Origin of the sequence: Deinococcus metalli, from assembly GCF_014201805.1 — a bacterium.
In the GTDB taxonomy this organism is placed as follows: Bacteria; Deinococcota; Deinococci; order Deinococcales; family Deinococcaceae; genus Deinococcus; species Deinococcus metalli.
Genome location: NZ_JACHFK010000007.1, coordinates 241,289 through 267,924, shown reverse-complemented (window position 1 = coordinate 267,924; position 26,636 = coordinate 241,289). Strand labels below are relative to the sequence as shown.

24 protein-coding genes and 1 pseudogene are annotated in these 26,636 nt (G+C 70.7%); 5 read left to right on the top strand and 20 right to left on the bottom strand.

Features of this window, described 5'->3' with window-relative positions; all coding sequences use genetic code 11:
• From HNQ07_RS24115 to HNQ07_RS15160, 6 genes and pseudogenes are all read right to left on the bottom strand, one after another.
• Positions 1-156 (bottom strand): annotated as a pseudogene (locus tag HNQ07_RS24115) (S-layer protein); the annotation flags it as partial.
• Positions 157-232: 76 nt separating this feature from the next.
• Entirely contained in the window at positions 233-829 is a 597-nt protein-coding gene (locus HNQ07_RS15180) for an alpha/beta hydrolase (RefSeq protein WP_184113258.1), read from the bottom strand.
• 63 nt (positions 830-892) lie between these two features.
• Positions 893-1,858, bottom strand: coding sequence for a ring-cleaving dioxygenase (locus HNQ07_RS15175; RefSeq protein WP_184113256.1), 966 nt, complete (start codon positions 1,856-1,858; stop codon positions 893-895).
• A 16-nt stretch (positions 1,859-1,874) separates the two neighbouring features.
• Positions 1,875-2,843 (bottom strand): VOC family protein, encoded by a 969-nt coding sequence (locus tag HNQ07_RS15170; RefSeq protein ID WP_184113254.1) that lies wholly within the window; start codon positions 2,841-2,843, stop codon positions 1,875-1,877.
• Positions 2,840-3,280, bottom strand: a complete 441-nt coding sequence (locus HNQ07_RS15165) for a MarR family winged helix-turn-helix transcriptional regulator (RefSeq protein ID WP_184113252.1) — start codon at positions 3,278-3,280, stop codon at positions 2,840-2,842. Before HNQ07_RS15165 ends, HNQ07_RS15170 begins: the two co-directional genes overlap by 4 nt.
• Positions 3,281-3,420: 140 nt before the next feature.
• On the bottom strand, positions 3,421-3,978 hold the full coding sequence (locus tag HNQ07_RS15160) for an endonuclease dU (protein ID WP_184113250.1): 558 nt from the start codon (positions 3,976-3,978) through the stop codon (positions 3,421-3,423).
• 62 nt (positions 3,979-4,040) lie between these two features.
• On the opposite strand from HNQ07_RS15160, the gene HNQ07_RS15155 reads away from it, so the two are divergent.
• Positions 4,041-5,057 (top strand): GNAT family N-acetyltransferase, encoded by a 1,017-nt coding sequence (locus tag HNQ07_RS15155; RefSeq protein WP_229832046.1) that lies wholly within the window; start codon positions 4,041-4,043, stop codon positions 5,055-5,057.
• Between the two features lie 130 nt (positions 5,058-5,187).
• On the opposite strand, the gene HNQ07_RS15150 is transcribed toward HNQ07_RS15155, so the two are convergent.
• The 13 genes from HNQ07_RS15150 to HNQ07_RS15095 form a co-directional block, all read right to left on the bottom strand.
• Positions 5,188-5,385 carry a hypothetical protein gene (locus HNQ07_RS15150; RefSeq protein WP_184113248.1) on the bottom strand — a complete coding sequence of 66 codons (198 nt, stop codon included), beginning with the start codon at positions 5,383-5,385 and terminating at the stop codon, positions 5,188-5,190.
• Between the two features lie 163 nt (positions 5,386-5,548).
• A complete protein-coding gene (locus tag HNQ07_RS24110; protein ID WP_260322942.1) occupies positions 5,549-5,683 on the bottom strand; it encodes a hypothetical protein in 135 nt (44 codons plus the stop codon).
• Between the two features lie 321 nt (positions 5,684-6,004).
• On the bottom strand, positions 6,005-7,156 hold the full coding sequence (locus tag HNQ07_RS15145; RefSeq protein ID WP_184113246.1) for an ATP-binding protein: 1,152 nt from the start codon (positions 7,154-7,156) through the stop codon (positions 6,005-6,007).
• Positions 7,157-7,268: 112 nt separating this feature from the next.
• The gene (locus HNQ07_RS15140) at positions 7,269-8,132 is read right to left on the bottom strand and encodes a carbohydrate ABC transporter permease (RefSeq protein WP_229832044.1); all 864 of its coding nucleotides are present in this window, start codon (positions 8,130-8,132) and stop codon (positions 7,269-7,271) included.
• The gene (locus tag HNQ07_RS15135) at positions 8,129-9,253 is read right to left on the bottom strand and encodes a carbohydrate ABC transporter permease (protein WP_184113244.1); all 1,125 of its coding nucleotides are present in this window, start codon (positions 9,251-9,253) and stop codon (positions 8,129-8,131) included. Before HNQ07_RS15135 ends, HNQ07_RS15140 begins: the two co-directional genes overlap by 4 nt.
• Before the next feature lie 97 nt (positions 9,254-9,350).
• The gene (locus tag HNQ07_RS15130) at positions 9,351-10,586 is read right to left on the bottom strand and encodes an ABC transporter substrate-binding protein (protein ID WP_184113242.1); all 1,236 of its coding nucleotides are present in this window, start codon (positions 10,584-10,586) and stop codon (positions 9,351-9,353) included.
• Positions 10,583-11,944: an ROK family transcriptional regulator gene (locus HNQ07_RS15125; protein WP_229832043.1), complete on the bottom strand. Its 1,362-nt coding sequence runs from the start codon at positions 11,942-11,944 to the stop codon at positions 10,583-10,585. The genes HNQ07_RS15130 and HNQ07_RS15125 overlap by 4 nt, the downstream gene beginning before the upstream one ends.
• A 259-nt stretch (positions 11,945-12,203) precedes the next feature.
• Positions 12,204-13,757, bottom strand: coding sequence for a lysine--tRNA ligase (gene lysS, locus HNQ07_RS15120; protein ID WP_184113237.1), 1,554 nt, complete (start codon positions 13,755-13,757; stop codon positions 12,204-12,206).
• Between the two features lie 133 nt (positions 13,758-13,890).
• Complete coding sequence (locus HNQ07_RS15115; protein ID WP_229832041.1) at positions 13,891-14,382, bottom strand: GreA/GreB family elongation factor; 492 nt, start codon at positions 14,380-14,382, stop codon at positions 13,891-13,893.
• Positions 14,383-14,497: 115 nt separating this feature from the next.
• Positions 14,498-15,637 carry an MFS transporter gene (locus tag HNQ07_RS15110; RefSeq protein WP_229832040.1) on the bottom strand — a complete coding sequence of 380 codons (1,140 nt, stop codon included), beginning with the start codon at positions 15,635-15,637 and terminating at the stop codon, positions 14,498-14,500.
• Positions 15,638-15,703: 66 nt separating this feature from the next.
• Positions 15,704-18,580 carry a GAF domain-containing sensor histidine kinase gene (locus HNQ07_RS15105; RefSeq protein WP_184113233.1) on the bottom strand — a complete coding sequence of 959 codons (2,877 nt, stop codon included), beginning with the start codon at positions 18,578-18,580 and terminating at the stop codon, positions 15,704-15,706.
• 124 nt (positions 18,581-18,704) lie between these two features.
• Positions 18,705-19,382, bottom strand: coding sequence for a response regulator (locus tag HNQ07_RS15100; protein ID WP_184113231.1), 678 nt, complete (start codon positions 19,380-19,382; stop codon positions 18,705-18,707).
• A gap of 101 nt (positions 19,383-19,483) precedes the next feature.
• A complete protein-coding gene (locus HNQ07_RS15095) occupies positions 19,484-21,232 on the bottom strand; it encodes an ABC transporter substrate-binding protein (protein ID WP_184113229.1) in 1,749 nt (582 codons plus the stop codon).
• Positions 21,233-21,499: 267 nt separating this feature from the next.
• On the opposite strand from HNQ07_RS15095, the gene hslO reads away from it, so the two are divergent.
• Positions 21,500-22,411 (top strand): Hsp33 family molecular chaperone HslO, encoded by a 912-nt coding sequence (gene hslO, locus HNQ07_RS15090; RefSeq protein WP_184113227.1) that lies wholly within the window; start codon positions 21,500-21,502, stop codon positions 22,409-22,411.
• 3 nt (positions 22,412-22,414) lie between these two features.
• On the opposite strand, the gene HNQ07_RS15085 is transcribed toward hslO, so the two are convergent.
• Positions 22,415-23,431, bottom strand: a complete 1,017-nt coding sequence (locus HNQ07_RS15085) for a nucleotidyltransferase domain-containing protein (protein WP_184113225.1) — start codon at positions 23,429-23,431, stop codon at positions 22,415-22,417.
• A 112-nt stretch (positions 23,432-23,543) separates the two neighbouring features.
• Between HNQ07_RS15085 and HNQ07_RS15080 the strand changes: the two genes are divergently transcribed.
• Genes HNQ07_RS15080 through HNQ07_RS15070 form a run of 3 tightly spaced genes read left to right on the top strand, consistent with a single transcriptional unit; the run spans position 23,544 to position 26,583 of the window.
• Entirely contained in the window at positions 23,544-24,818 is a 1,275-nt protein-coding gene (locus HNQ07_RS15080) for a S1C family serine protease (RefSeq protein ID WP_184113223.1), read from the top strand.
• A 22-nt stretch (positions 24,819-24,840) separates the two neighbouring features.
• Entirely contained in the window at positions 24,841-25,941 is a 1,101-nt protein-coding gene (locus HNQ07_RS15075; RefSeq protein ID WP_184113220.1) for a tRNA nucleotidyltransferase/poly(A) polymerase family protein, read from the top strand.
• A gap of 30 nt (positions 25,942-25,971) precedes the next feature.
• Positions 25,972-26,583, top strand: a complete 612-nt coding sequence (locus HNQ07_RS15070) for a site-2 protease family protein (RefSeq protein ID WP_184113218.1) — start codon at positions 25,972-25,974, stop codon at positions 26,581-26,583.
• The last annotated feature ends 53 nt before the right edge of the window (positions 26,584-26,636 follow it).

The window sequence follows — 26,636 nt, the reverse complement described above, 5'->3', positions numbered from 1 at the left end:
CCCGCTGGTGTCCTTGTCCACCCGCACCGACACGCTCAGGTCCGGCGTCGTCGGGTTCACGATGATGCTCTGCGCGCTGATCTTCGGTGCCGCCGTGGCGGTCGAGAGGATAGAGGCGGCGGTCAGGGCCAGCACGGCGGTCGGGGTGGTCTTCATGCCGCGCAGTGTGCGGGCGGCGATTGACGGCGCGCTGACGCCGTCTGACGACACCCTCAGAATCCGGGGGTGGGGATCACAGGCGGCCCAGCCACGTGGCCGTGAGCTGCACGTCCTGCGGCGTAAGTTCGTGGCCGGCACTGAGCAGATGTTCCTCGACCCGCGCGCCGACGGACGTCAGGTACGGCACGACCGGCGCGGCGAAGGGCTGGTACGGATCGCGCTCGCCGCTGGTCACGAGCACCGGCAGGCCGTGCACATCCGTGCCCGGCGGCTCGTCCATGGGCATCACGGGCCGCAGCAGCGCCGCGCCCGCCCACGCGTCCGGGTGGTGAGCAAGGCTCGCCAGCGCGATGTTAGCGCCGTTCGAGTAGCCCAGCGCCACCACCTTCTTCGCGTCCAGGCCGTACTCCTGCGCGGCCTCGCCGACGAAGGCGGCCAGCGCGGCGGCCTCGGACAGCAGGTGCGGCTGGTCGTAGGCGGTGGCGGTGAAACGCCGGAAGAAGCGCGGCGAGCCTTCCTCCAGTGAGCGGCCCCGCACGCCCAGCAGGGTCGCGGTGGGCGCGACCTGCCGCCCGAAGTCCATCAGCTGATGCTCGTTGCCGCCGGTGCCGTGCAGCAGCAGCACGGTGAGGTCGCTGCTGCCGCGGTCGAGGTGGTGAATCCAGTTCATGGGGCTCCTTCTGAGATGTGGAGAGCCGAGGGCTGACCGGCCTCCGGCTCTGCGCAGTCTGCGTCAGTCGATCGGCTTGAGGTTCGCCACGATCTGCGCGCGGCGGGGTTCCAGGAAGGGCGCCAGGACGATCTTCTCGCCCAGGGTGGTCATGTCCTCGTCGACGCCGAAGCCGGGGCCGTCGGTGGCGATCTCGTACAGGATGCCGTTCGGTTCGCGCACGTACAGGCTGCGGAACCAGTAGCGGTCCACCTCGCCGCTGGTGCGCAGGCCGAAGTGCTGGAAGTGCTCGGTCCACGCGTGGTACTGCTCCTCGGTCGGCGTGCGGAAGGCGACGTGGTGCACGCCGCCCGCACCGGGCGTGGCCGCGGGCAGGTCCGGGCGCACGGCCACGTGCAGTTCCGCGTGCGGACCTCCGCCGCCCTCGCCCATCTCGTACACGTGGACGGTGTGCGCGGGGCTCTCGGGGTCCGGGTACTCGCGCACCGGGCGCAGGTTCATCACCCTCTGCAGCACCAGGTCGGTGTTGCGCAGGTTCGGGACGGTCATGGTAATAGCGCCCAGGCCGCGGATCTGGTGCTCGGCGGGCACGGGGCTGTCCGGCCACGGCGTGGGCGGATCGCCGGCGCCGCCGTCCGTGACCAGCATCAGGCGCTGGCCCTCATGGTCCTCGAAGTCCAGCACGGCGCGGCCGTCGCGCTCCACGATCTCGCCGTGGCGGACGTTCAGAGCCGCGAGGCGCTCTTGCCAGTACGTCAGGCTCGCCTCGTTCCGCACGCGCAGGCCGGTGCGGGTGACGGTGTGGTTGCCGCGGCGCTCGCGCGGCACATTCCAGTCGAAGAAGGTGATGTCCGTGCCGGGATGGCCGACGTTATCCGCGTAGAACAGGTGGTACGCGCTGACGTCGTCCTGGTTCACGCTGCGCTTGACGAGCCGCATGCCCAGGTCCTGGGTGTAGAAGCGCTTGTTCTCGCGGATGTCGCCGGATACGGCGGTCAGGTGGTGGAAGCCGGTGAGGTGCAGGGTCATGGGGTCTCCTCGGGAGTCAGACGGACAGGGGGCGCAGGTGCGCCTCGATGGTGGCGCGGCGGGGTTCGAGGAAGGGCGGCAGGGCGAGGCGGGCGCCCAGGTCGTCCACGCTCTCGTCGGTGGCGAAGCCAGGACCGTCCGTGGCGAGTTCGATCACCAAGCCGTTCCCGTCGCGCAGGTAGATGCTGCGGAAGTAGTGCCGGTCCACCAGACCGCTGTTCCCGAAGCCCTGATCGGCCAGGTGCAGCAGCCAGCGGGCCATGTCCTCCTGCTCATGGACGCGCAGGGCCACGTGGTGCACGCCGCCGGCGCCGGGCTTGGCGCGGGGCAGGTCGTCGCGGACGGTCACGTGGAGTTCCGCGTGCGGGCCGCCGTCGCCCAGCTCGTACACGTGCGTGGGAAAGCCGTCCAGGTCGTACACGCGGCCGACCTTCAGGCCCAGGCCGCGCGTCAGCAGGTCGTCGGTGGGGCCGTGATCGGCCACCGTGACGCCGCTGTAGCCCAGTCCCTGGATCTGGTCGTCCGGGTGCACGTCGGTGTGGGGGTTGGGTTCGCCGCGCGGCCCCTCTCCCCCATCGTCGATCAGCGACAGCCGGGTGCCGTCCACGTCCTCGAAGTCCAGGTGCAGGCGGCCGTCAACGACGTGAATGTCGCCGTGGGGCACGCCGTGGTCGTCCAGGCGGGCAGCCCACGCGCTCAGGGCGGGCGCGCCGGTCACGCGGAAGGTGGTGCGGGTGATCGAGTCGGTGCCGCGGTGCTCGCGGGCCGCGCGGGGAAAGTCGAAGAAGGTCATGTCGGTGCCGGGGCTGCCCACGCCGTCGGCGTAGAACAGGTGGTACATGCCGGGCGAGTCCTGGTTGACGGTCTTCTTGACCAGGCGCAGGCCCAGCACGCGGGTGTAGAAGTCGTGGTTGGCGGCGATGTCGGCGCTGAGCGCACTGACATGGTGCACGCCGCCGAGGGGCGCGGGGTGGGGGGCAGTCATGGCGTGTCCTCCTCGAAGCGGGTCCAGAGCCCGGCGAGCAGTTCAGTTTCCTGCGGGGTCAGCTTGTCGAGAAAGCGGCGGCGCACCTCGCGCAGGTGCCGGGCATGGATGCGCCGCAGCTTCTCCTCGCCGATGGAGGTCAGGTAGACCTCCCACCCGCGGCCGTCCTCGGCGCAGCGGCGGCGGCCGATCAGGCCCTGGCGCTGCACCTTGTCGGCCAGCCGCGTCAGGCCGCCGCCGGAAAAGCGCAGCGAGCGCGCCAGTTCGGTCATGCGCATGCCGCTCAGGCCGGCTTCCTGGAGGGTGGTCAGGAGTTCGTAGGCGGGGAGGTTCAGGTCGTCCTTGCCGAGTTCGGCGTCCAGGCCCTTCCACAGGGTGTCGTGCGCGTGCAGGAAGCCGCGCCAGGCCTGCTTTTCGGTGGGGGTGAGGGTCAGCATCGTGCGCTCCGGGCCGGGGGCGGCATGGTCCCCGGCGCTGGACTCACTCTACTTGCTTTGCAAAGCAATTTGATGAGTGAACATCAAACGATTTTGGTGCGGACTCCGCAATACCCTCCCAGCGCCACGGAATGCCGGGCTCACACGCGCTGTCCCCGGCTCGATCCGCGCGTCACGCCGCCGGCGATCACGTGGGCGGCGCGCAGCGGCTCCGGAATGCGGCCCGTGACCGTCAGGGACGCCAGCGCCTCCCCGGCGGCGGCCAGCGTGAGTCCGGCGCGCTGCACCCACACGCCCGCGCAGGGCTCCATCTCTCCGGCAGCCTGCACCAGCCGCCACTTGCTGGCACCGCCGGGCACGTGGTCCAGCAGCGCGCGGCGCACCGCGTCCAGATCGGGCGGGCGGCGGGCCACGACCAGCACCGGACGGCCGGTGGCGGCCTCCAGGGCGTGGATGTCCACCACGTTGAAGCCCGCGAGCGCGATGCCCTGCACCAGGATCAGCCCCACGTGGTCGCCGGCCACGGCACTCAGGCGGGTGAGTTCAGCGGTGCTGTTGCGCCCGTCGCGGCGCACCCGGCCCGACACGACGGCGTGCAGGGTATGGCCCGCGTAGACCGCGCCGTAGATGCCCACGTCGCCGCGCCACGTGCGGGCGAAGGGCGCGTCGTCGAAGCCGATGGCATGCAGGGCCCTCATGCTCCTACGCTATCCGCCACTTGGCCCATGTGCCGAGCTGGGCGACCGGTCACACTGCGGCCATGATGACCATTCCCGATGCCGCCGGACTGAGGGTCACCCCCTTCGAGCCCCGCAGCGCCCCGCCGGAGCAGCGCCTGGCCGTGGGCCGCCTGCTGCGCGACGCCGCCGCCTTCGCCAGCCCGGAGGACCCACCGCTGGTGCCTGAGAAAGAGGCGCTCGGCCTGACGCAGCTGGGGCCGGACGAGCACACCGAGCACGCCGTGGTGTGGAGCGGCGACGAGGCGCTCGGGTATGCCCGGCTGGGCTGCGACCTCAAGCAGAACACCCACATGGCCCACGTCCGCGTGATCGTGCATCCGGACGCCCGACGTCAGGGCCTGGGCACGCGCCTGTGGGCTGCGCTGCGGGACGTGGCCATGCGCGAGGGGCGCCGGGTGGTGATCGCGGGCACGACCAGCCGCTCCCCAGCCGGCGAGGCCTTCGCCCGGCACCTGGGAGCCGAGGAAGCGCTCGCCAACCGGCAGAGCCAGCTCGACCTGAACGCCCTGGACGACGACCTGCTGGCCCGCTGGCAGACCCGGCCGGACGGCGATCCGTACCGTCTGCACGTGTGGCGGACCATCCCGGACGGATACCTGGCGCGCATGGCGGACATGATGATGGTCATGAACACCGCTCCGCGCGGCGACCTGGACATGGAGGACTGGACCATCACCCCCGAGATGATCCGCGCGTGGGACAAGATGATCGACGCGCAGGGCGAGGTGCGGTTCCTGATGGCCACCGAGGACACCCGCAGCGGGCAGCTCGACGCCTACACCGAGGTGTTCTGGCTGCCGGAGCGCGCCGCGCTGGTATACCAGGGCGCGACCGGCGTGCGGCCGTCGGCGCGTGGACTGGGTCTGGGCAAGTGGGTGAAGGCCGCCATGCTGGAGCACGTGCGGGCGCAGTGCCCCGGCGCGCGCTTCGTCCGCACCAGCAACGCGAACGTGAACGAGGCGATGCTGGGGATCAACGTGGCGCTGGGCTTCGAGCCGTGGGCGCGCTTCACGGAGTGGCAGCTCAAGCTTTCCTAAAGGTGCGCCGGGCCTGGTGTCCACGGTACACTAAAGGCACCCCACAACCAGCTCCGACCGGGTGAAGTCGGCGGGTGGCCCCGTGACCATCGCGGGGCCTTGCTCATGCCGTGTGAGCGGGCGGTAGGGTTCAGCGCCGGCCGAACAGACGGGCCACCGAGGTCAGCAGCGAGGAGGCCGGAGCGCTCTCGTCCTCTTCCTCCACCACGAACACCGATCCGTGCGTCAGGTCCACCGGCATGCGCGGGGTGGGATCGTCCACCTCGATCTCCACCTCGTCCCATTCCAGAATGCGGCGGACATGTCGGCCGTACTCCATGGTGGTCATGCCCCAAGCTTGACACCCCACTCTTTCTAAATTCTTACAACGGCGCGTCCGGCGACCGGGCTTCTAGTGGCTTCCAGGTCCAGGCCTGGGTATCGCACCGTGTGTGACATGGAAAAAGCCGCCCGGAGGCGGCCAGATTTGTGCTTGTGAGCCCCAGTCGCGTTCAGCCGGCCCAGCTCAGGTGGCTGCACGCGGTGGCCTGACGCGGGCGGGTGGCCTGCGAGCGGCCAGCGGCCGACTGGAGGGTCAGGCGCGGCGCGGGCGCCATCACGGTCAGGGGGGAGCGGGGGACGTTCATGCCACTCAGTGTGCCGGTCACCGGCAGCGGGTGGATGATACCCCCCTTTAACTGGCACCCAGTCAGGATTTAACTACGGATCAGAATCCGGGGGCGTCCGTTCCCCCCCACCGCTGCCCCCGCCGGGCGGTCAGACAGGGAAAAACAGCGTCCAGCAGGAGTTCCACCTGGGTCACTGCCCGTCCCCGGCCACCATCGAGTGGCCCAAAGCCCCGTGCTGTAAGAACTCTGTCATGAAAGGCGCCGTCGCCCGAGCAGGCCGGACGTCATCCGCGCTCATCGGGGGCACATGGTCGGTACCGGGGTCCGGACGGCCGGGCCTCAGTTCAGGATCTCGATGAAGTCGTCGTCCTCGCCGTCCACCGCGAGGGGCAGGTTGAAGTAGAAGGTCGCGCCCTTGCCGCGCTCGGATTCCACCCAGATGGTGCCGCCGTGCTCCTCGATGGCGAGCTTGCAGAACGCCAGACCCATGCCGGTGTCGAAGCGGCCGTGCAGGGTCAGTCGGGACTGCTCGAAGGCCGCGAACAGGTTGGGAATGTCGTCGGCCGGGATGCCCTCGCCGTCGTCGCGCACGATCACCTGCACGCCACCGGTGACCGAGCGCACCATCAGGGTGATCACGCCGCCAGTGGTCGTGTGCTTCATGGCGTTGCTGATCAGGTTGGCAAGCACCCGGCGCAGGATCTCCGGGTCGGCGCTGGCGGGTGACAGGTCGTGCTCGACCTCGCTGCGCACGTGCCGGTCGCGCAGGCCCGAGCCCACGTCCCCGCGCGCCTGCTCCAGGATTTCCTCGAACATCGGGCTGAACACCAGTTCGCGCTTCAGGTTCATCTTGCCCGCCTGGATCTTGCGGACATCCAGCATGTTCACCGCGAGGTGCAGGAGGTGCTGCGTCTCGTCGCGCGCGACCTTGATCAGTTCCCGGTTGTCCTCGGGCACGCGGTGGTCCTCGTACACGATCTCCAGCAGGCCCATCACGGCCGCGATCGGGTTTTTCAGGTCGTGCACCAGCATGTGCACCAGCTGGTCGCGCACGCGCTCCTCGTGTTCCCAGGAATCCATGCGGCGTTGCAGGGACGTCACCCGGCCCTGCATGTCGCGGTGCTGCGCAGCCCGGCCGAGCAGGGTGCGGACCTGCAACACCAGCGCGGCAGTGGGCGTGGAGTCGCTGATCAGGGCGTCCGCACCGGCGCTGAGCATCTCGCCCAGGCCCTGGGTGCCCACCGCCAGCCAGCGCGTGCCGCCCAGTTCCGCCCGCTGGCGCAGCATGGGCAGCACCTGCCACAGCGGCACCCCGGGCGTGTCGGTGTACAGCAGCGCCACGTCCGGCGGCGTGACGTGCGCCTCGCGCAGCAGCGTCTCGGCGTCCGTCACGGGAACGACCGTCACCAGGGGCAGGGCGTGGGCAAGGGTGGCCGCCCGCGCCGGGTCGGCCGCGACGACGAATACCGTGGGGGAATCAACGCTGGCCATGCTGTCGGGGCTCAGTCTACCCCGCCCGGCACGCCGGACCCGCGCACCCGTACAGCACGAACGCCGCGGCGCGGGCCACGGCGTTCGGGACACGGTGGAGGCAGTGCGGGGCTCAGCCCTTGACGCTGCCCGCCAGCAGGCCGCGCACGAAGTAGCGGCCCAGCACGATGTACACCAGCAGGGTGGGCAGCGCCGCCAGGATCGCGCCGGCCATCGGCAGGTTCCAGCTGACCGCCTGCCCGCCGGAGAGCTGCGACAGGGCGTAGGTCACGGGCTGGGAGGACGTGTTCGTGAGGGTCGCGGCGAACAGGAACTCGTTCCAGACCTGCGTGAACTGCCAGATGATCACGACCACGAAGCCCGGCACCGAGATCGGGAAGATCACCTTGCTGTAGATGCTCCAGAAGCCCGCGCCGTCGATGGTCGCCGCCTCGATCAGGGCGTCGGGCACGTCGGCGTAGAAGTTCCGGAAGATCAATGTGGTGATCGGGATGCCGTACACCACATGCGCCAGGATCAGGCCCCAGATCGAGCCGTACAGCCCGAGCGCCTTGATGAACTGGAACAGCGGAATCAGCACGGCCTGGTACGGAATGAACATCCCGAACAGCATCAGCGCGAAGAGCGTGTTCGCTCCGCGGAACTTCCACTTGCTCAGGGCGTAGCCGTTCACGCTGCCCAGCAGGGCGCTCAGGATCGTCGCGGCCACCGCCAGGAACAGCGAGTTGCCGAGGTTGCCGCCGATCTTGGCCCACGCGTCGGCGAAGCTCGCCCAGTTCAGCGCGGACGGCCAGTGCCACGACGTCGCGAGGTTGATGGCGTCCGGGCTCTTGAGCGCCGTGACGAAGAGCAGGTACACGGGCACCAGGAAGAACAGCGCGGCGATCACGAGCAGCGCGTACATCAGCACGCGCCCGGGTTTCACGCCAGCGCGAGGCAGGGTGGCCGGCGTGGTCTGTGCAGGTGTGGCGGTCATGCGTGGCCCTCCTCGGTGCGGAACTGCGACGCGAGGTACGGCACGATGATGAACGCCACCAGGATCAGCAGCACCGTGCCGATCGCGGCGCCCAGCGAGAACTGGTTTTGCCGGAACGACGTGAGGTACATGTTCAGCGCCGGCACGCTGGTCTGGAGGTTGTCCGGCCCGGCCATGGCGTACACCAGGTCGAAGATCTTCAGGCTGATGTGGCCCAGAATGATCATGGCCGAGAGCGTGATCGGCGACAGCAGCGGGAAGATCACGTGCCGGTACATCCCGTAATCGTTTGCGCCGTCCACCTTGGCGGCCTCGCGCAGTTCCTCGGGAATGCCGCGCAGGCCCGCGAGGTACAGCGCCATGGTGTACCCGCTCATCTGCCACACGGCCGCGATGATGATGCCGATCAGGGCGAGGTTGAAGCCGTGGTACTCGGGCGCGGGCAGCATCTTGAGGTTCGGCCCGACGAAGAGCGCCCACAGCAGCAGCACGCCGGCGCACACGGCGGCCACCACGGTGCGGCGGCGGTCACCGGCCTGCATGGCCCGCACCGCCACCACGATCAGCACGACCGCTACGACGCTGGCCGTCAGCAGCGGCAGCTTGTTCCAGTCGAACTTCAGCACGGAGTCGGTGCTGCTCAGCCACGGAAAGGTGCTGGGGGCACCTCCGACCAGCGTGGGCGCCATGTTCACGCCGCCCTGCGGCTGCAGCATCCAGCGCCAGATGGTGCCCGTCACGATGAACGACAGGCTCATCGGGAACAGGAAGATGGTGCGCCACACGCCCTCGCCGCGCGGGTTGCGGTCGAGGATCAGCGCCAGGCCCAGGCCCAGGATCAGGCAGCCGGCGATGAACAGCACCGTGAAGAAGATGGTGCTCACGAGTTCCTGCCGGAAGCGGCCCTGCAAAAAGCCGGTGAACAGCTCTCCGTAGTTGGCCAGGCCCACCCAGCGGATGATCGGGTGCTCGGCCAGGGCCTGTGCGGGATCGTTGCCCCAGTCGGTCATGCTGACGTACACGCTGCGCGCGATGAAGCCGTACACGAACACCGCGATCAGGATGATGCTGGGCGTCAGGACGGCGATCGACCACAGGCGGTCTTTACTCAGGCCTTTCATGGTGTGGGCCTCCTTGCAAGGGGGCAGGGTGCGAACCGGGGCCGGCTGGCCCGCGATTCACACCCCGCTGTCCGGGTTCGTCCCCCGAGTCCGGGGCTTACTTGCTGAAGCCCGAGCGCACGGCCAGCTGCTGCGCGGCGGCGGCGGCGGCGGCGCTGTTCTTGCTGGCCACGAACTGGTCGATCACGGCCCCGAAGGCGCTGGTGAAGCTCTCGGGGGCGACGGCGCCGTGCACCATGGAGCCCACGATCTTGCTGCTCTTCCAGTCGGTCGCCGCGCTCTTGGAGTACACGCTGTACTTGCTCAGGTCCGAGTCGGTGCGCGCGGCAATGGAGCCCTTGAGCGGGTTGAAGGTGTCCTGACCTTCCTTGCTGCCCAGCACCTTGAGCCAGTTGGTGGTCTCGGTGGGGTCCTTGATGCCCTTGGGCAGGCCGAAGGAGTCGGCCAGCATCACGAAGACCTTGGTGGTGCCGGGGGACGCGGCCCAGCCGAAGCCGGTGCCGGGGGCGAGCTTCTTGGTGGTCGTGAAGTACCCGGCCGCCCAGTCGCCCATGATGTTGAAGGCGCTGGTGCCGTCGATGATGCGGTCGCTGGCCTGCTGCCAGCTCAGGCCCGAGGCGTCCTTGTTGGCGCAGTCGAGCACCTTGCCGTAGGTGGTGAACGCACCGACCACGCGGGGGTCCGTGAACTTCAGCTTGCCACTGAACAGGTTCTCCCAGCCCTGGGCGCCCAGTGTGCCGATCATGACGCTTTCCCACAGGTGCTGCTCGGTCCAGTTCTCGCCCACGACCAGCGGCGCGGCCACGCCCTTGGACTTGAGGGTGGCGCAGGTGGTCAGGAACTCGGGCCACGTCTTGGGCACCGATACGCCCCACTCCTTGAGCTTGGCGGGGTTGTACCACATGACGTTGCTGCGGTGCACGTTGACCGGCACGCTCCAGATCTTGCCCTGGCTGGAGATCAGCTTGATCAGGTCGGCGGGGAACACCTTGTTCCAGCCCTCGCTCTTGAACAGCGGGGTCAGGTCCTGCATGCGGTTGGCGACGACCCACGTGCCGATCAGTTCCTGGCCGGCGTGCGCCTGGAACGAGTCGGGGGGCGTGCCGCCCAGCATGCGGGTCTTCAGGACGGCCTTGGCGTTGGTGCCGGCGCCGCCGGACACGGTGGCGTTGTCCACGTTCACGCTGGGGTACTTGGACTGGTACAGCTTGACCAGGGCGTTGAGCGCGGGCGCTTCGTCACCGGACCACCAGGAGAAGATCTCCAGTTTGCCGGCGGCGAGGGCGCTGGACGTGACAGCAAGGGCGGTGGCGATCAGCAGGGCTTTTTTCATGGCACTCCTCCGTTCAGGAAGGGAAAGGGCTGGACCGAGATGGACCGGGCGTTCGGATTGTCGGGCGTCATGGATGATAGCCCGGCGCGGGGTGGGGCGCGACTCCCCGCACCGGCGGCGGACAGAGGGTGCGAGATGGCGTACAGGTGCGGCAGGCCGCGCGGCGTGAACAGCGCGCCGAGCATCATGGCGCCGGCGCCCAGCACGCCGGCGTCGCCGCCCAGGGTGCTGAGGTCCAGCCGGGCGCGCTCGGCGTTGATGCGCATGGTGCGCTGCTGGGCGCTGGTCCGGACCGCGCCGATCAGCACCTCGCCCGCCTGCGCCAGCCGCCCGCCGATCACGACCGCCTGCGGGTTGAACAGGTTCAGCATGGTGCTGATCGCCACGCCCAGGTGGTGCCCGGTGGTCTGCCACACGGCGCGCGCCAGCGGATCGCTGTTCGCGTGGCGCAGCAGGTCCGCGAGGGTCGGCGCGTCGCCCAGTGTGGACGGCGTGCCGGACGCCCGCAGCTGCGCGGCCAGCGGCGCGAGCACCTGCGCGGCCGCGTAACTCTCCAGGCTGCCGGGGTTCCCGCTGCGCCCGACCGGGCCCTGCTCGTTGATGCTGATGTGCCCGATCTCGCCGGCACCGCCGCGCGCGCCGCGGTGCAGCCGGCCGCCCAGCAGCACCCCCGCGCCGATACCGGTGGCGAGCTTCACGTAGATCAGGTCGGCCACGCCGCGGTGCGCGCCGAAGCGCGTCTCGGCCAGGGCGCCCAGGTTCGCGTCGTTGTCCACCAGCACCGGCACGCCCAGCACGCGGCGCAGTCCCTCGCCCACGTTCTCGCCGTCCCAGCCGGGCATGTTGGGCGGCAGCACCACGCCGCCGGACTCGTGGTCGACCGGGCCGGGCACGCCGACACCCGCCACGGCCACCTGCGCGGTGACCACGCCCGCCTCGCGCATGACCTGCGCGGCCAGTTCGCCCAGCAGCGCGTACGTGGCCTGCGGGCCGCGCTGGATGTCGTGCGGAACGCTGCGCGACGCCAGGCTGCGGCAGCGCAGGTCGAGCACGTCCACCCGCGCGTGGCTGGCCCCCAGGTCGATGGCCAGCAGCATGGCCGCGCGGGCGTTCAGGTGCAGCAGGGTGGCGCGCCGGCCCACCTGGGCGCCGCTGCGCGCGCCGGCTTCCTGCACCAGCCCCACGTCCATGAGTTCCGCGACAATGTTGCTGATCGCGGAGCGCGACAGCCCCAGGTCGCGGGCGATGTCGACGCGCGCGCGGTCGCCTTCCCACAGCAGCCCCAGCAACAGCACCGTGTGGCGCGCCCGGATGGCGGCCAGGTCCAGCGTGTCGTGGGAGTGGGCAGCGTGCGTCAAGAGCATCCTGGCCCTGCGTTCAGGGCGGTCGCCGGCCCGGGTACAGGCCACGGCAGAGAAAAGAGATGTGAAGTCCGTGTGAGGACGGTGGATGGTGTGCGGAGGCCATGCTGCACCGGCGAGTTTTGTTTGTCAAATGGACAAATCAACTGAATCGATACACCGCAGGCCGCGTCCGGCGGTCCTCCGGCCTGTACCGGGCACACCACAGAAAGGGCCGCCCATCCAACCGTGAGCGGCCCTCCCCTCCGGGTGGCGTTCAGGTCGTCGCGGCGTCCTCGTCCCCGCCGTGCCCCTCGGGGCGCAGCAGGGGGAACAGCAGCACGTCGCGGATGGAATCGGAGTCGGTCAGCAGCATCGCCAGCCGGTCGATGCCGATGCCCAGCCCCCCCGCCGGGGGCATGCCGTACTCCAGCGCCAGCAGGAAGTCCTCGTCCTGCGGGTGGGCCTCATCGTCGCCGGCGGCCTGCCTCGCGCTCTGGGCCTCGAAGCGCTCGCGCTGGTCGAAGGCGTCGTTGAGTTCCGAGAAGGCGTTGGCCAGCTCGAAGCCCGAGCAGAACACCTCGAAGCGCTCGGTCACGGCGTCCGTGCGGCTGCGGTGCGTCTTGGCGAGCGGGCTGATCACGGCCGGGTGGTCCATCACGAAGGTCGGGTTGGTCAGCAGGGGCTCGACGTACTCACCGAACAGCTTGTCCAGCAGCTTGTACGCCGGCACGCCCTTCCACTGCGGGTAGCGGGCGTCGCAGAACGCGCGCAGGCGGTCCAGATCCAGCGGATCGAAGTCCAGTTCGGGCACGTGCTCGCGCAGCCCGCCCACGTAGTCCACGCGCGCGAAGGGCGGCGTGAAGTCCAGCGTCTTGCCCTGGTACTCGAAGGTGTACGAGCCGTGCACCTCCAGCGCCATGCCGCTCAAGAGGTCCTCGACCAGCTTAGCGATGTCGGCGTAGTCGACGTAGGCCCAGTACAGCTCCAGCATGGTGAATTCCGGGTTGTGCGTGCGGTCGATGCCCTCGTTGCGGTACACCCGGCCGATCTCGTAGACCTTCTCGAAGCCGCCCACCAGCAGCCGCTTGAGGTACAGCTCCAGGGAGATCCGCAGCTTGAAGTCGTGCGACAGCGCGTTGTGGTGCGTCATGAACGGCCGGGCCTCGGCGCCGCCCGCCGTGACCTGGAGGGTCGGCCCCTCGACCTCCATGAAGCCCCGGCCGTCCAGCACCTGCCGGATGTAGCGGATCATGCGGCTGCGCGCCTGGAACTTCTCGCGGGCGCCCTCGGTGACCATCAGGTCCAGGTAGCGGCGCCGGGCGCGCAGTTCCTCGTCCTGGAGGCCGTGGAACTTGCTTGGCAGCGGGTGCAGGCTCTTGACCAGCGGCTGCCACGACGTGACCTTCAGGGTCAGCTGCCCGGTCTTGGTCACGAAGGGATGCCCGGTCACGCCCACGATGTCGCCCAGGTCGATCTTCTTCGTCGGGTCGAAATTCTCGGTGTCCTGGCGGCTGAAGAACAGTTGCAGGGTGCCGAACTCGTCGCGCAGGTCCGCGAAGGCCGCCTTGCCCATGTGGCGCAGCAGGGTCACGCGGCCCGCCAGGGCGTACACCTCGTCCGGCCACTCGTGCCCGGGCTCCAGCCGGCCCTCGCTGTCCGCCGGGTGCGCCGCCAGGACGTCACGCGCGTGGTGGGTGCGGGGGTACGAGTACGGGTGCGCCTCGAACCCGGCGGCGACCTGCGCGTCCAGGTTGTTCAGCCGGGCCACCGTCTGCTCGTGCAGACCCTCGCGCCGCGCAGCACCGGACGGAGTAGAAACGTCAGTCATGGGGGGAAGTATACGGAGGCCGGGGGCACACGGCAGAGAGCAGAGGGCGGACCATCACGCGCTCTGCCCCCTGCCCTGTTCGTCTTCGTCAGGCGGGGCGGCCCACCTGCCCACGCCCGACCGTTGACACGCCCTAGTACTCGATGCTCTTGACCTTGTACTTCATCTGCTTGCCGTTGTCGAGATTCACCACGAAGGCGTCGCCCTTGCGCCGGCCCATCAGTTCCTTGCCGACCGGGCTGTCCTCGCTCACGCGGGGCAGACTGCCGCCCGTGACGGTGGCCTCGGGGGCCGACACGACCTGCACCTTCATGTCCTTTTTGGTGGTCTCGTTGGAGAGCATCACGATCGCGCCGAGTTCCACGCGGCCCTCGTTCTCGTGGTCCTCGATGACCGTCGCGCGCGCCAGGGTGTCCTCGAGTTCGTCGATGCGCGCCTCGATGTTCATCTTCTCGCGCTTGGCGTCCTCCAGGCCGGTGTCCTCGGTGTCGGAACTCGTCTCCATCTGCTCCTGCAGGATGCGGGTCGCCTCCGTCAGGCGCGCCTGCTCCTGCTCCAGCGTCTTCTGAAGGCGCTCGAAGCCCTCGCGTGTGAGTTTCACCTGTCTGCTCGTCGCTTGCGCCACTTCGGCCTCCGTACCTGCTTCGCTGTCCCCGAACAACCGGGACGGGGTGGATTGGTGAGAATCAGCGCGCATTCTGCCACACGCCCCCACCGCTGGCAACGCGCGGGTCAGCTGCTCACGCCACGGAGGGCGCGTCCACGTCCACGCGCACGCGGCGCACCCGCAGCGTCACCAGGATCAGCACGCACAGCAGCGCGCCCAGCACGGTCAGGACGGTGGGCACCGCGACCGGCCCGCTGCGCGCGAAGCCCAGCCCGATCAGCCACGGCACCAGGATGCCGCCCACGCTGCCCGACACCAGCAAGAAGGGCACGAAGCGCACCGGCAGGATCTGCGCCGCCCACACCATCGAGGTGCCGAAGATCGGCCCCAGCGCCAGCCCCGCCAGCGGATAGGTGTAGGGCGCCAGGGCCGGCACGGTGCCCAGCACGGCCGCCACCGTCGCCAGGGCGGCGCAGCCCAGCACCAGCGGCCCCGGCTGGAAGCGCGCCCCGAAGGCGCTCGCCAGCGCGCGGCCCAGCGTGAAACCGCCCCAGTACAGGCTGACAATCAGCGCCGCCTGCGCCACGCCGATGCCCAGCATGTGCTTGCCGCCCCACGCGCCGAAGCCCACTTCCAGGCCCACGTAACAGATCAGCATCACCGCGAACAGGGTCATGGAGCGGCCCACTCGCCTCGCCGGGGCCTGCGCTGCCGGGGGTGGGATCGCCGGCACGCCCCACACCCGCGCGGCCAGCAGCGACACGGCGGCGAGGCCCGCCACGACCGCGAACGGCCACACCAGCCCCGAGGGCGCGAGCCACGCGGCCACCAGCGGCGAGAGCATGCTCGCCAGGCCGAACAGCGCGTTCGCAAAGTTGATGGCCCGGGTGCCCGCCGCGGCCAGGTAGGCGTTGATGGAACTGGCCAGGCCGCCCTGGCTGACACCGCCCAGTACCGCCGCGCCCACCGCCAGCGGCCAGCTGGGCGCCAGACCCACCAGCAGCGCCGCCACCAGCAGGAGCAGCAGGCACGCCACCACGACGCGGCGCGTGCTCACCCGCGTGAGGATCACGCCGGCCAGCGGCGGGGAGATGGCGGAGCCCACGAAGTGCGCGCTGGCAATCACGCCCACCGTGGCCGTGCTGACCCCGAACTGCGACTGGAAGAACGGAAACAGCGGGCCGTACATGGGTTGCAGCACGCCCAGCGCAAAGAACGCCGCCCCCCCGGCCCCCAGCAGACGAAGTGAAAGAGGGCTGTGGGCAGGCGTCACGCCGAGGACGCTAGCACCTGGGGCCGCACGCCGCACGGGACGCGCCGTCACCGGTACAGACGACGTTCAACCGGGCAGGACGAAGGCCAGCGTGGTGCCCTGGCCTGGCGTGCTGGCGACCTCCAGCTCTCCGCCGGCCAGTTCCACGCGCTCGCGCAGGCCGATCAGGCCCAGGTGACCGCTGCGGGCCTGGGCGTCGGCCTGCTCGGCGGTGAAGCCCCGGCCGTCGTCGCTGATCGCCACGCGCACGCGGTCCTCGCGGAAGGCCACGCGGATCGCGGCGGTGTGCGCCTGGGCATGCTTGTCCACGTTGTTCAGCGCTTCTTGCGACAGCCGGAACACGGTCAGCTCTGCCGCCGGGCTCAGGCGGCGCTCCAGGCCGCTGACCTCCAGGCGCGTGTCGGTGTGGGCCTGCCCGGCCAGCCATTCCAGCGCGGGCAGCAGGCCCAGGTCGTCCAGCACGCTGGGCCGCAGGTTGCGCGCGAAGCGCCGCACGCTCTCGATGGCCGCGTTCAGGTCGCCCAGGATGTCGTCGGCCCGCTCGCGCCGCTCGCCGTCCAGGTCACGTGCCAGCCGGGCCACCCGGCGGGTCGTGGCGGTCAGCACCTGCGCCGTGTCGTCGTGCAGCTCGCGGCTGATGCGCCGGCGCTCCTCCTCCTGCGCCTGGGTGAACAGCGTCAGGTACGTGCGCAGCTCGGTCTGGCGGCTGGTCGCGGCCTCCAGCGCCTGGCCGCGCCGGTTGATCTCCTCGGCCAGCGTCTGGAGTTCCGAGAGGTCGCGGGCGACCAGCAGCACACCCTCGCCGGCACCCACAGCGCTCAGGCGCACCTCCAGGCGGTAGCGGCCCACCTGGATCTCCGCGCGGCCCCCCGCCAGGCTGGTCGCGGCGGCCATCCACGCCACCCGCAGCGCGTCCTGGGTGGCGGGGTTCGGCAGGGTCAGCACCACAGACCCCACCAGCGGCCCGGTCAGCGGCTGCAACAGCCGCACCGCCGCCGGGTTCGCGTACGTGATCACGCCGCGCGGGTCGGCGCTCAGGATCAGGTCGTGCGCGCCCTCGGCCAGCTGGCGGTAGCGGGCCTCCTCGCGCTCCAGGGCGGCCAGCAGCCGCTCGCGTGTGAGGGTCAGGGCCATCTGATCTGCGACCGAGCGGGCCAGCGCCAGCACGCGGTCGCTGGGCGGCTCGGTGCCGGGATCGTCCGCGTACAGGAAGCCCAGCACGCCGCGGCCGTCGCCCTCGCCGCCGTGCAGCGGCACGATCAGGCCGCTGCCCGCCACCGGCAGGCACGCCCGGCGCGTCAGCGGGCGCGGCCCCCGGCCCAGCTGCGACATCAGCGAGGCCAGCTCGTCCGGCCGGGGCGGGTGGAGGTTGTACGTCGCGCAGCGCACCACCTCGCCGTACTCACCTAGCAGGGCGATCAGGCCGCGCCCGCCGTTCAGGGCCAGCGTCGCCAGCCGCGCGGCCTCCGCCAGCGTCTCGTCGCCCTGGTCCTCGCCCAGCAGGCGGCCCACGTTCAGCAGCACCGCCGACTCGCGCTCGCGGCGCAGTTCCTCCTCGTACAGCCGGGCGTTCTCGATGGCGAGCGCGGCCTGCGCGGCGAACACGCCCAGCAGCGCCCGGTCGTCGTCGTCGAGCGGCAGCGTGGCCTCCCAGTACAGCGTGAGCACGCCGAACACCCCGGCGCGCGTGACCAGCGGCAGGCCCACCACGCCCTTGTACGGGTACCGGCCCTGCGCCAGCAGTTGCCGGGTGTAGCGGCTGCCACCCCCGTAGTTCTCGGTGTTCAGGTCGCGGGCGGCGACGACCTCGCGCCGCTCGGCCGCGCGGCCCGTCACGCCCGCACCGACCTTCGCGCGCACGCGCAGCACGTACTCGCTGGGCAGCCCCAGCGCCGAGCGGATGTTCAGCGTCCGGCCATCCGGCTGGAGTTCGTACACCGCCGCCGCGTCCGCCCGGAACAGGGCCACGGCGCGCTCCAGCACGCGCGGCAGCGTGTCCGAGAGGTGCAGGCTGCCCGCCAGCGCCGCGCCCGCCTCGCGCAGCGCCTCGGCCGCCTCGCGCTTGCGGGTTTCCAGCGCATACAGCCGCGCGTTGTCGATCGCCAGCGACGCCTGCTCGGCCAGCGCCAGCACCAGCCGCGCGTCGTCCTCGGTCGCGCCCGCGCCCGGCGAGCGGGAATCCACGTACAGTAGCCCCAGCGGCCGGCCGCGCGCCGAGAGCGGGGCCAGCACCGCCGCCTCCGGCCCCAGTTCGGCCAGGCTCGCCGCGAACGCGGAGCCCGCGTCGCGCACCCGCTCGTAGCGGATCGCCTCGCCGCGCGTCATCAGCCGCTCGAAGGTCACCGGACCCACCCCGATCCCCCCGGTAAAGGACTCGTCGAAGCCGTAGGTGTAGACCTCGCCGGTGCGGGCCACACCCTCGACCACCTGATCGAACAACCCCACGAACGCGCGCGAGAAGCCCAGCGCCAGCGCCGCACTCTGTGCCGTGACCGTCAGCACCTGCGGCAGGTCCAGGCTGCCGCCCAGCCGGCGCACCAGCCCCTCGACCGTCTCCGCGATCCGGCCGTGCCCACGCCGGGCCTCACGCGCCTGCACGCCCTCCAGCGCCAGCGTGAACAGCGGCGACACAGTCAGCAGTTCCTCGATTCCCTCCGGCCGCGCCCCCACGAACTCGATCACGCCGCACCCGAACGGCAGCGCGGAGAGCATGCCCTCCGCGATCAGCGTGCCCCCGGCCAGTGCCCGGCCGGCCAGGGTACCGTCACTCAGGCCCAGGCCGCGGCCCTCCTCGGCCACCACTTCCAGGTGCGCGTCCTGCACCACCCACACCTGCACGCCGTGCGCGCCGGCCACATGACACGCGAACTCTGCCAGCGCCCGGCCGAACTGCACGGTGGTCGAGGCGTTGGTCAGGGTCGGAGGGAACGGCGGCAGGGTCATGGCAAGGGACAGAGAGCAGCGGGCATGAGGGTGGGTGGTGCGCCGAGCGTCGAGGAGAGCACAGCAGCCGGTTCGGGACCGTCATGATCGCCGCCGGCCACGGGGAGCGCCACAGACCGGGCGTTCACACCAGCTTCGGGTCGATCCAGCCGCGCTTGATGCCGTACAGCACGGCCTCGGTGCGGCTGCCCACGCCCAGTTTGGAGAAGATGTTGGCAAGGTGCACCTGCACGGTGCGGGGGCTGATATCGAGGTCGCGGGCGATTTCCTTGTTGGTGCGACCGGTGGCGGCCACGCGCAGCACCTCCAGCTCGCGGGGCGAGAGGTCGTCCTCGGGCGGGGTCGGGGTGGCGTTCGCGCTGAAGCGCTCGAGCACCTTGCGCGCCACGCTGGGGTGCAGGGCGCTCTCGCCGGCCGCGACGGCCCGCACGGCACCGAGCAGGTCGTCCTCGCTGGCGTTCTTGAGGAGGTATCCGGCCGCACCCGCCTCCAGCAGCGCGAACACGTACGCGTCGTCGTCGTAGCTGGTCAGGACCAGCACGCCCACGCCCGGCTGCTCCTGCTTGATCGCCTTGGTCGCCTCGATGCCGTTCATGCCGGGCATGGACACGTCCATCAGGATCACGTCCGGGCTCAGGGCGCGGGCCTTGACGATGGCCTCCTCGCCGCTGCCGGCCTCGCCCACCACGTGCAGGTCGGCTTCGCCCTCCAGCAGTTCGCGGGTGCCCTTGCGCACGACCGGGTGGTCGTCCACGAGCAGCAGGCTGATGGCGCGGGGCGAGTCCGATTCGCTGTCGAGCATGGGCACAGGATACGGGGCGCGGCGCCCGCCCGGGCTGGAGAACACGCGAACTCCCCGGCCCGCCGTATGGCGCCACCGGGGAGAAGGAAGCCGTGATCGCCTCAGCTCTTGCTGAGGTCCTTCCACAGCGTGCCGGTGCGGAAGGCGATCATGGGGTTGAAGGTGTCCTTGCTGATGCCCTTCACGGTGTCGCGGTACGCGATGATCCCGGGGTTGCTGGGCATCAGGATGTAGTACGCCTGGTCCAGCGCGCGCTCGGCGACCTGCTTGTAGAGATCGTTGCGGCGGGCGGTGTCGGTGGTGCTGCGCGCCTCGGTGATCCACGCGTCGATCTGGGGGTCCTTGACGTTGATGCGCGGGTGGTAGTAGCCGGTGCTGGCGTAGAAGGTGGTCACGAAGTTGTCGGGGTCGGCATAGTCCGGGGACCAGCCGGTCATGACCATCGCCTCGGTGCCCTGGTTGCTGCCCTTGATGATCTCGCTCCACTCCTTGGACACGATGTTCACCTTGAACTTCGGATTCAGGGCCTCGATGTTCTTCTTCAGGAGTTCCATGCCGGTCTGGGCAGACACGCTGCCGGCACGGTACGAGATGTTCACCGTGAAGCCCTGGGTCCACACCTGGCCGCCCCAGGCCTGCTGGAAGGCGCTGCGGGCGGCGTCCAGGTTGAACTTCGCGCCGTCCAGTTCGGCGTCGTAGCCGGGGAAGGTGTCGGGCAGCAGGACGTTGCGGGCGTCACCCTCGCCGCCCTGCACCTCCTTGATGTAGGTGGGCACGTCGAACGCGGCCACGAAGCCGCGGCGGACGTTCACGTCGCTGAAGAAGTTGGCGGGGACGCCGGCGCCGTCGAGCTTGCCGCTGCCGATGTTTCCACCCTTGATCGCCTCGTTCATGCTGATGCCGAAGGCGCTGGTGTCGGGCAGGCCGTCGAGGACGGCGATGCCGGGTTTGCCGCGCAGCTGCACGTCAATGACGGGGCGGCCACCGGTCTCGATCAGGTCGGCGTCGCCCTTCTCAAAGGCCTGGAGGCGCGCGGCCTGTTCGGGCACCTTCTGGATCAGGATGTTGGTGATGGCGGGCTTGTCGCCCCAGTACCCGTCGAAGGCGGTGGCGGTCACGGCCGTGGCGGTCTTCTCGACGAGCTTGTACGCGCCGGTGCCGCTGGGCTGCTGCGCGAGGGGGCTGCCGGTCAGGTCCTTGCCGACGGCGGCCTTCCACGTGGCCTCGGTGCCGTCCCACTCACCGATCTGGATGGCGTGCTTGCTGTCCACGATGCCCTGGCCGGTGTACGCGAGCTTGGCCAGGAACGCCGGGTCGGCCTTGGGCAGGCTGAACACCAGCGTCTCGCCGTCGCACTTCACGGCGTCGGTGATGCGCTGCCACGTGATGCTCTGGTCGTCGCTGGCGTTGCTGGGCGTGCCGAGCAGGCTCTCGGACAGGAACCAGTTCCCGCTGTCGGCGGTGTTGGTCACCAGATTGCGGCGGAAGGTGTATTCGGCGTCCGCACAGGTAAAGGCGTTGCCGCTGTGGAACTTGACACCGTCGCGCAGGGTGAAGCGGTACTCGCGGCCGTCCTGGTTTTCCTGCCACTCGGTGGCGAGCAGCGGCGCGAGGTCGCGGATCGAGTTGCCCTTGTACGTGACGAGGGTCTCGTAGAGGTTTTCAACGATCTGGCCGCTGCCGGTGTCGTAGGTGGTGCCGGGGTCCAGGGTGGGGATGTCGGCGCTTTCCTGCACGACCAGGGTGGACTTCGCACTGTTCGCCTGCGAACCGCCGCTGCACGCGGCGAGGCTCATCGTGAGGGTGGCCAGGGCCACGGCGGTGAGCATCTTGGTGGCGGGGGTGGTCATTGGGACTCCTGGGTCTGACGCGGAACTGATGCGTCCATGACAGAGAAAACCGGTATTTGTTGAACCCGGTCCAATTTCCGGGTTGCCCTGTAGCGTAGTGAGTCCCCATGAGAAGCCCTTGACACCACGCTGAAGGCCGAGCTGCATCCGCGTCGGAGACGCGTCAGCTTCGGGCAGGCCATGTCACAGACGCCGTTCAGGACGGTTCCGGCGCGAATGAGAGGGCTCCCACACCCCCCGGCGGGCGAACCGGATAGGGTCGGGGGTATGTCTGATCCGGCCCCCACATCCTCCTTCCTGCTGCGCGGCACGGCAGCCGGGAACACCCTCAGGTTCATTGGCATGGACTCGACGCGCGTGGTCGAGGACGCCCGGGTGCGCCACGACCTGAGCAAGACCGCGACCGCCGCGCTGGGCCGCACCCTGACTGCCTCGGCACTGTTGAGCGTCGTGCTGGGCAAACGCAGCGACAGCCGCGTGACGGTGCGCGTCGAGGGCGACGGCCCGGTCGGCTGGATCGTGGCCGAGGGCAGCGCCGACGGCCGCGTGCGCGGCTATGTCCGGCAGCCGCACGCCGACCTGCCGCTGCGCGAATCCGACGGCAAACTGGACGTGAGCGGCGTGGTGGGCACCGACGGGGAACTCGCGGTCACGCGCCTGCTCGACAACGGCGAGCCGTACACCGGCAGCATCCGGCTGGTGAGCGGCGAGATCGCCGAGGACGTCAGCGCGTACCTGGGCGTGTCCGAGCAGATCCCGAACGCCGTGCTGCTGGGCGTATATGAGGAAGGTCAGCGCGTCACGCACGCGGGCGGCCTGCTGGTGCAGGCGATGCCGGGCGTGACCGACGAGACCCTGGGCACGCTTGAGACGAACATCCGCGCCCTGGGCCAGATCACGACCGCGCTGCGCCATGGCGGCCTGCTGGGCGTGATGGAACGCGCCGCCGAGGGCCTGGGCCTGACGCTGGCGCAAGAAGCGCAGGACGTGCGCTTCGAGTGCCGCTGCTCGCGCACGAAGGCGAGCGACTCTCTGAAGTTCTTCTCCGCGGCCGAACGCCAGGAGATGATCGACGACGGCGGGCAGGAGATCGTGTGCCACTGGTGCGGCGAGCGCTACCACATCAGCCCCGACGAGATCGCCGCGCTGGACGCTGCCGAAACGCACGCCCGCGCGTGAGGATCACGCCAGTTGCGCCACCCACGGGTGGCCGGGCCGGGTGCGTTCCAGAGCGGCGCGCAGCCACGCCCTGGCCGGCGCGTCCAGTGTGGGCCGCGCCCGCTCGAAATCGGCGCGGTCCTTGCCGCGCGGCTCCCGGCCGACCGACCCGGCCTTGAACAGCAGCACGATCTCCGGCACGAGGTAAGGGAGGCCGCCTTGCCCCACCCGCCGGGCCTCGGCCAGCGGCCGGGTGATGACCGGGTCGCGCCGGTAGTGCCACATGCCGCCGCTGATGTCGGTGAGCATCACGTCCACCATCAGCACGTCCGGCAGCTCGGGGTGCCGGGCGTGGACCTGGTGCGACGAAGGGGCCAGCGGGGGCTGGAACGCGTGGTACGCGCCGTCCACGGCCGCGTCCAGCCGCCACCCGCGCAGCACGTCCGGGAGCTGCGCCTGCGCGCTGCGGGGAATCTCGATGTCGACGTCGTCGTGCGCGCGTAAGGGGCGCCCCGCGTGCAGGTCGAGCGCCCACCCACCCGCCACCTGCCACGGCGCGTCCAGGGCCGCGAAGGCCCGCGCGGCGAAGTGCAGCGGCTGCCACGCGACCACGCGGGCGTGGCGGTCCAGCGCCGCTCCCGCCAGCGCGTGGTCCGCGGCGGCGCGGCCGTCCCACGTATACACCTGCCGGTACTCCTGCGCGGCGCGCGAATCGCCCAGCAGCAGGGCGCGCAGGAGGCCCTGCGTGGCCCGCCAGCCGCTGTCGTGGTCCCCCAGCACCACCCGCCAGCCGGCCGGATGCCGCCACGCATGCGCGGTTTCCGGCACGTAGCCCAGGCCCGCCAGCGCCGCGCGCTGCACGTCCGTGGGCGACTCGGGCAGCACGTCGAGGTGCAGTTCCGGCACGTCCAGATCGGCCAGGGCGGGCACGCTGCCGGGGCCGCCGGGCTGCACGTGGAACACACCGTCCACGCGCCCACGCTCCAGGAAAGCGCCCAGCGCGCGCTTCAGGTCCGTCATGGCTGCGGTCAGGTCGGGCATACGCCCAGCTGAGCACATGGCCGGGCGGCGCGCATCGGTCATGTGGCGCAGGCATGGGAAGGCGCAACCATCGCTCAAGCCGGGCGCCCCCGCGGGCACGGATAATGGGCGAATGAGGGGCAGAGGGGTGGCGGTCATTCTCGTTCTCGTCGGGCTGGGGCTGGGGGCGACGTTCCTGCGCGGCCAGGTGCCGCTGGGGAACGCCCAGACGTCGGCCCAGACCCCGGCCGCGTCCACCCCGGCGGCCGAGGCAGGGGCGAAACTCCAGAACGAGCAGAACACCATCCAGGTGGTCGCGCGCTACGAGCCGGGGCTGGTGTACATCAGCACCGAGACGCAGGTGGTCACGCAGGACCCCTTCGGCATGATGTTCGGGCAGGGCGGGCAGACCCAGGTGCAGCAGGGCGTCGGCAGCGGCTTTTTCGTGAACGCGGCAGGAGACATCCTCACGAACTACCACGTGGTCGCCGGCGAGGATAGCTCGGGCGCCGCGCAGAAGATCAGCGTGCGCGTGATGGGCCAGCAGAAGAGCGTGCCCGCAAAGGTGATCGGCCTCGCGCCGCAGTACGACCTCGCGCTGATCCGCCCCACCGGCCTGGACGCGGGGCTGGTGCGGCCCATTCCGCTGGGTAACAGCGACACCCTGAAGGTCGGCCAGAAGGCCATCGCCATGGGCGCGCCCTTCGGCCTGGACTTCTCCGTGACCGAGGGCATCGTGAGCAGCACCGCCCGGCAGATTCCCATCGGCTTCGGCGGCGTGAGCGGCCAGGGCATCACGCAGAAGGCCATCCAGACCGACGCCGCCATCAACCCCGGCAACTCCGGCGGACCGCTGCTGGACTCAGGCGGGCGCGTGATCGGCATCAACACGCAGATCATCAGCCCCGGCGTGCAGGCGGGCGGCACCGGCCAGAGCGCCGGTGTGGGCTTCGCCATTCCCATCAACGCCGCGAAGAACCTGCTGCCCCGCCTCCAGGCGGCGAAGGGCGGCATCGTGACCGCGCCGCGCATCGGCCTGACTGCCGGCCTGAGCGCGCAGGCGCAGGGGCAGAACGTGCCGGTCGGCCTGAGCGCCCTGAGCCCGCAGGGCAAGGAGCAGCTGGGGGTGCCGGAGAGCGGCCTGGTGGTCGGCGAGGTCACGCCCGGCTCGCCCGCCGCGAAGGCGGGCCTGAAGGCCGGCACCGACGTGCAGCAGTTCAGGGGCGGCCAGATCGTGCTGGGCGGCGACGTGATCACCGCGGCCGACGGCGATCCCGTGGACGGCGTGGAGGACCTGCAGGCCGCGCTGATCGACAAGAAGCAGGGCGACACCGTGACCCTGAAGGTCTGGCGGGGCGGCCAGACGCGCGACGTGAAGGTCACGCTGGACGCCAGTTCCTACCAGTGAGCCGGCCCCCGGCCCGCGCGGCGTGACGTCTCCGGCCGGGCGCGTGTGGGCGCAGCTGGGACCGGACGACCGGTCGTGGCTGACCGCCGTGGCGACGCTGGCCGGACCCGGCGCCGACGTCGCCCTGGTCGGCGGCGCGGTGCGCGACGCGCTGCTGGGCGGTCGGCCCCTGGACCTCGACGTGGCCGTGTACGGCGCCGATGTGGAAGCCCTCGCCCGCGCGACGGGCCTGCCGATGACCTTCCACCCTGCGTTCCAGAACGCCACCGTGACCCTGCCGGACGGGCGGGCCGCCGATCTGGTACGCGCCCGCCGCGAGTCGTACCCGGTGCCGGGCCGCAACCCCGTGCCGGCCCCCGGCACGCTGGAGGACGACCTGCGCCGGCGCGACTTCAGCGTGAACGCCCTGGCCCTGCGGCTCTCCCCCACCGGCCCGGCGGCCCTGCTGGACGTGGTGGGCGGCGTGGACGACCTGCACGCCCGCACGCTGCGCCCGCTGCACGCACAGTCGCTGCGCGAGGACGCCAGCCGGCTCGTGCGCGGCGCGCGGCTGGCGGCGCGGCTGGGCCTGAGTGCCCACCCGGACCTGCTCGCCCAGGTGCCGGACGCGCTGGAGATGGCCGACCGCACGCCCCGGCTGTGGGCCGAGCTGAAGCTCCTGCTGGCCGAACCCCGGCCCGGCGCGGCGGCACGCATCCTGCGGACGTGGGGCGCCGGCACGCTGCTGCCCGACACCTCGGTGCTGGACGCCCTCGACGACCAGCGCGAGCACAGCCACACGGTCACGCCGCAGACCTACGCCGCCGCCCTGCTGCACGCCGCGCCCGATCCGGACGCACTGGCCGCGCGCCTCGACCTCGGCGACCGCCCGGCCGCGCTGCTCGCCCGCGCCGTATCCGACACCCATTTCCCTGAAGGCACGCCGGAACGCCAGCTGCGCGCCCTGCTGCGCCCGGACGCGTACACGCCGCTGACTGGCAGGGATGTCGTCTCGCTGGGCGTGGCCCCCGGCCCGGCCGTCGGGGCCGCGCTGGCCCACCTGGCCGCGCTGCGCCGGGCCGGGACGCTGCGCAGTGCGGACGACGAGCGCCGGGCGCTGCACTCATACCTGACAGGCAAATGACCGCGGGACGGCCCGTAGAATGCCTGGACTATGGGCCTGATCTCACTGCTGACCTCGAACCCCCTGGCGTTCGTGATCATCGCGGCGGCGCTCGTGCTGTCGCTCGCCTTTCACGAATTCGCGCACGCCTGGACGGCCGACCGGCTGGGAGACCCGACGCCCCGGCGCTACGGCCGCGTGACGCTCAATCCCCTCAAGCACCTCGACCCCTTCGGCACGCTGCTGATGCTGCTGGTGGGCTTCGGGTTCGCCAAGCCCGTGCCGATCAACCCGAACAACCTGGGCCGCTGGGGCACGCTGTGGGTGTCGGCCGCCGGGCCGCTGAGCAACCTGCTGATCGCGCTGGTGTGCGCGCTGCTGCTGAAATTCGGGTCTCACAGTTCCTTCGTGGTGACTGTGCTTCTCACGGTGCTGAGCATCAACGTGGTGCTCGCCGTATTCAACCTGATTCCCATCCCGCTGCTGGACGGCAGCCGCATCCTGGGCGCGCTGGTGCCGTCGCTGGGCCGCAGCCTGACGCAGTTCGAGATGCAGCCGTACTCGTTCCTGATCGTGATGGCGTTCATCTACCTGTTCGGCCGGCAGATCAGCGGCCTGATCGGCACCGTGCAGGACTGGGTGCTGGGCTTCGTCGGCGCGTAGCCAGGGCGCGCGGAGCGGGGCGGAGGATCAATGCGTCTTCCGCCCCGCTCCGT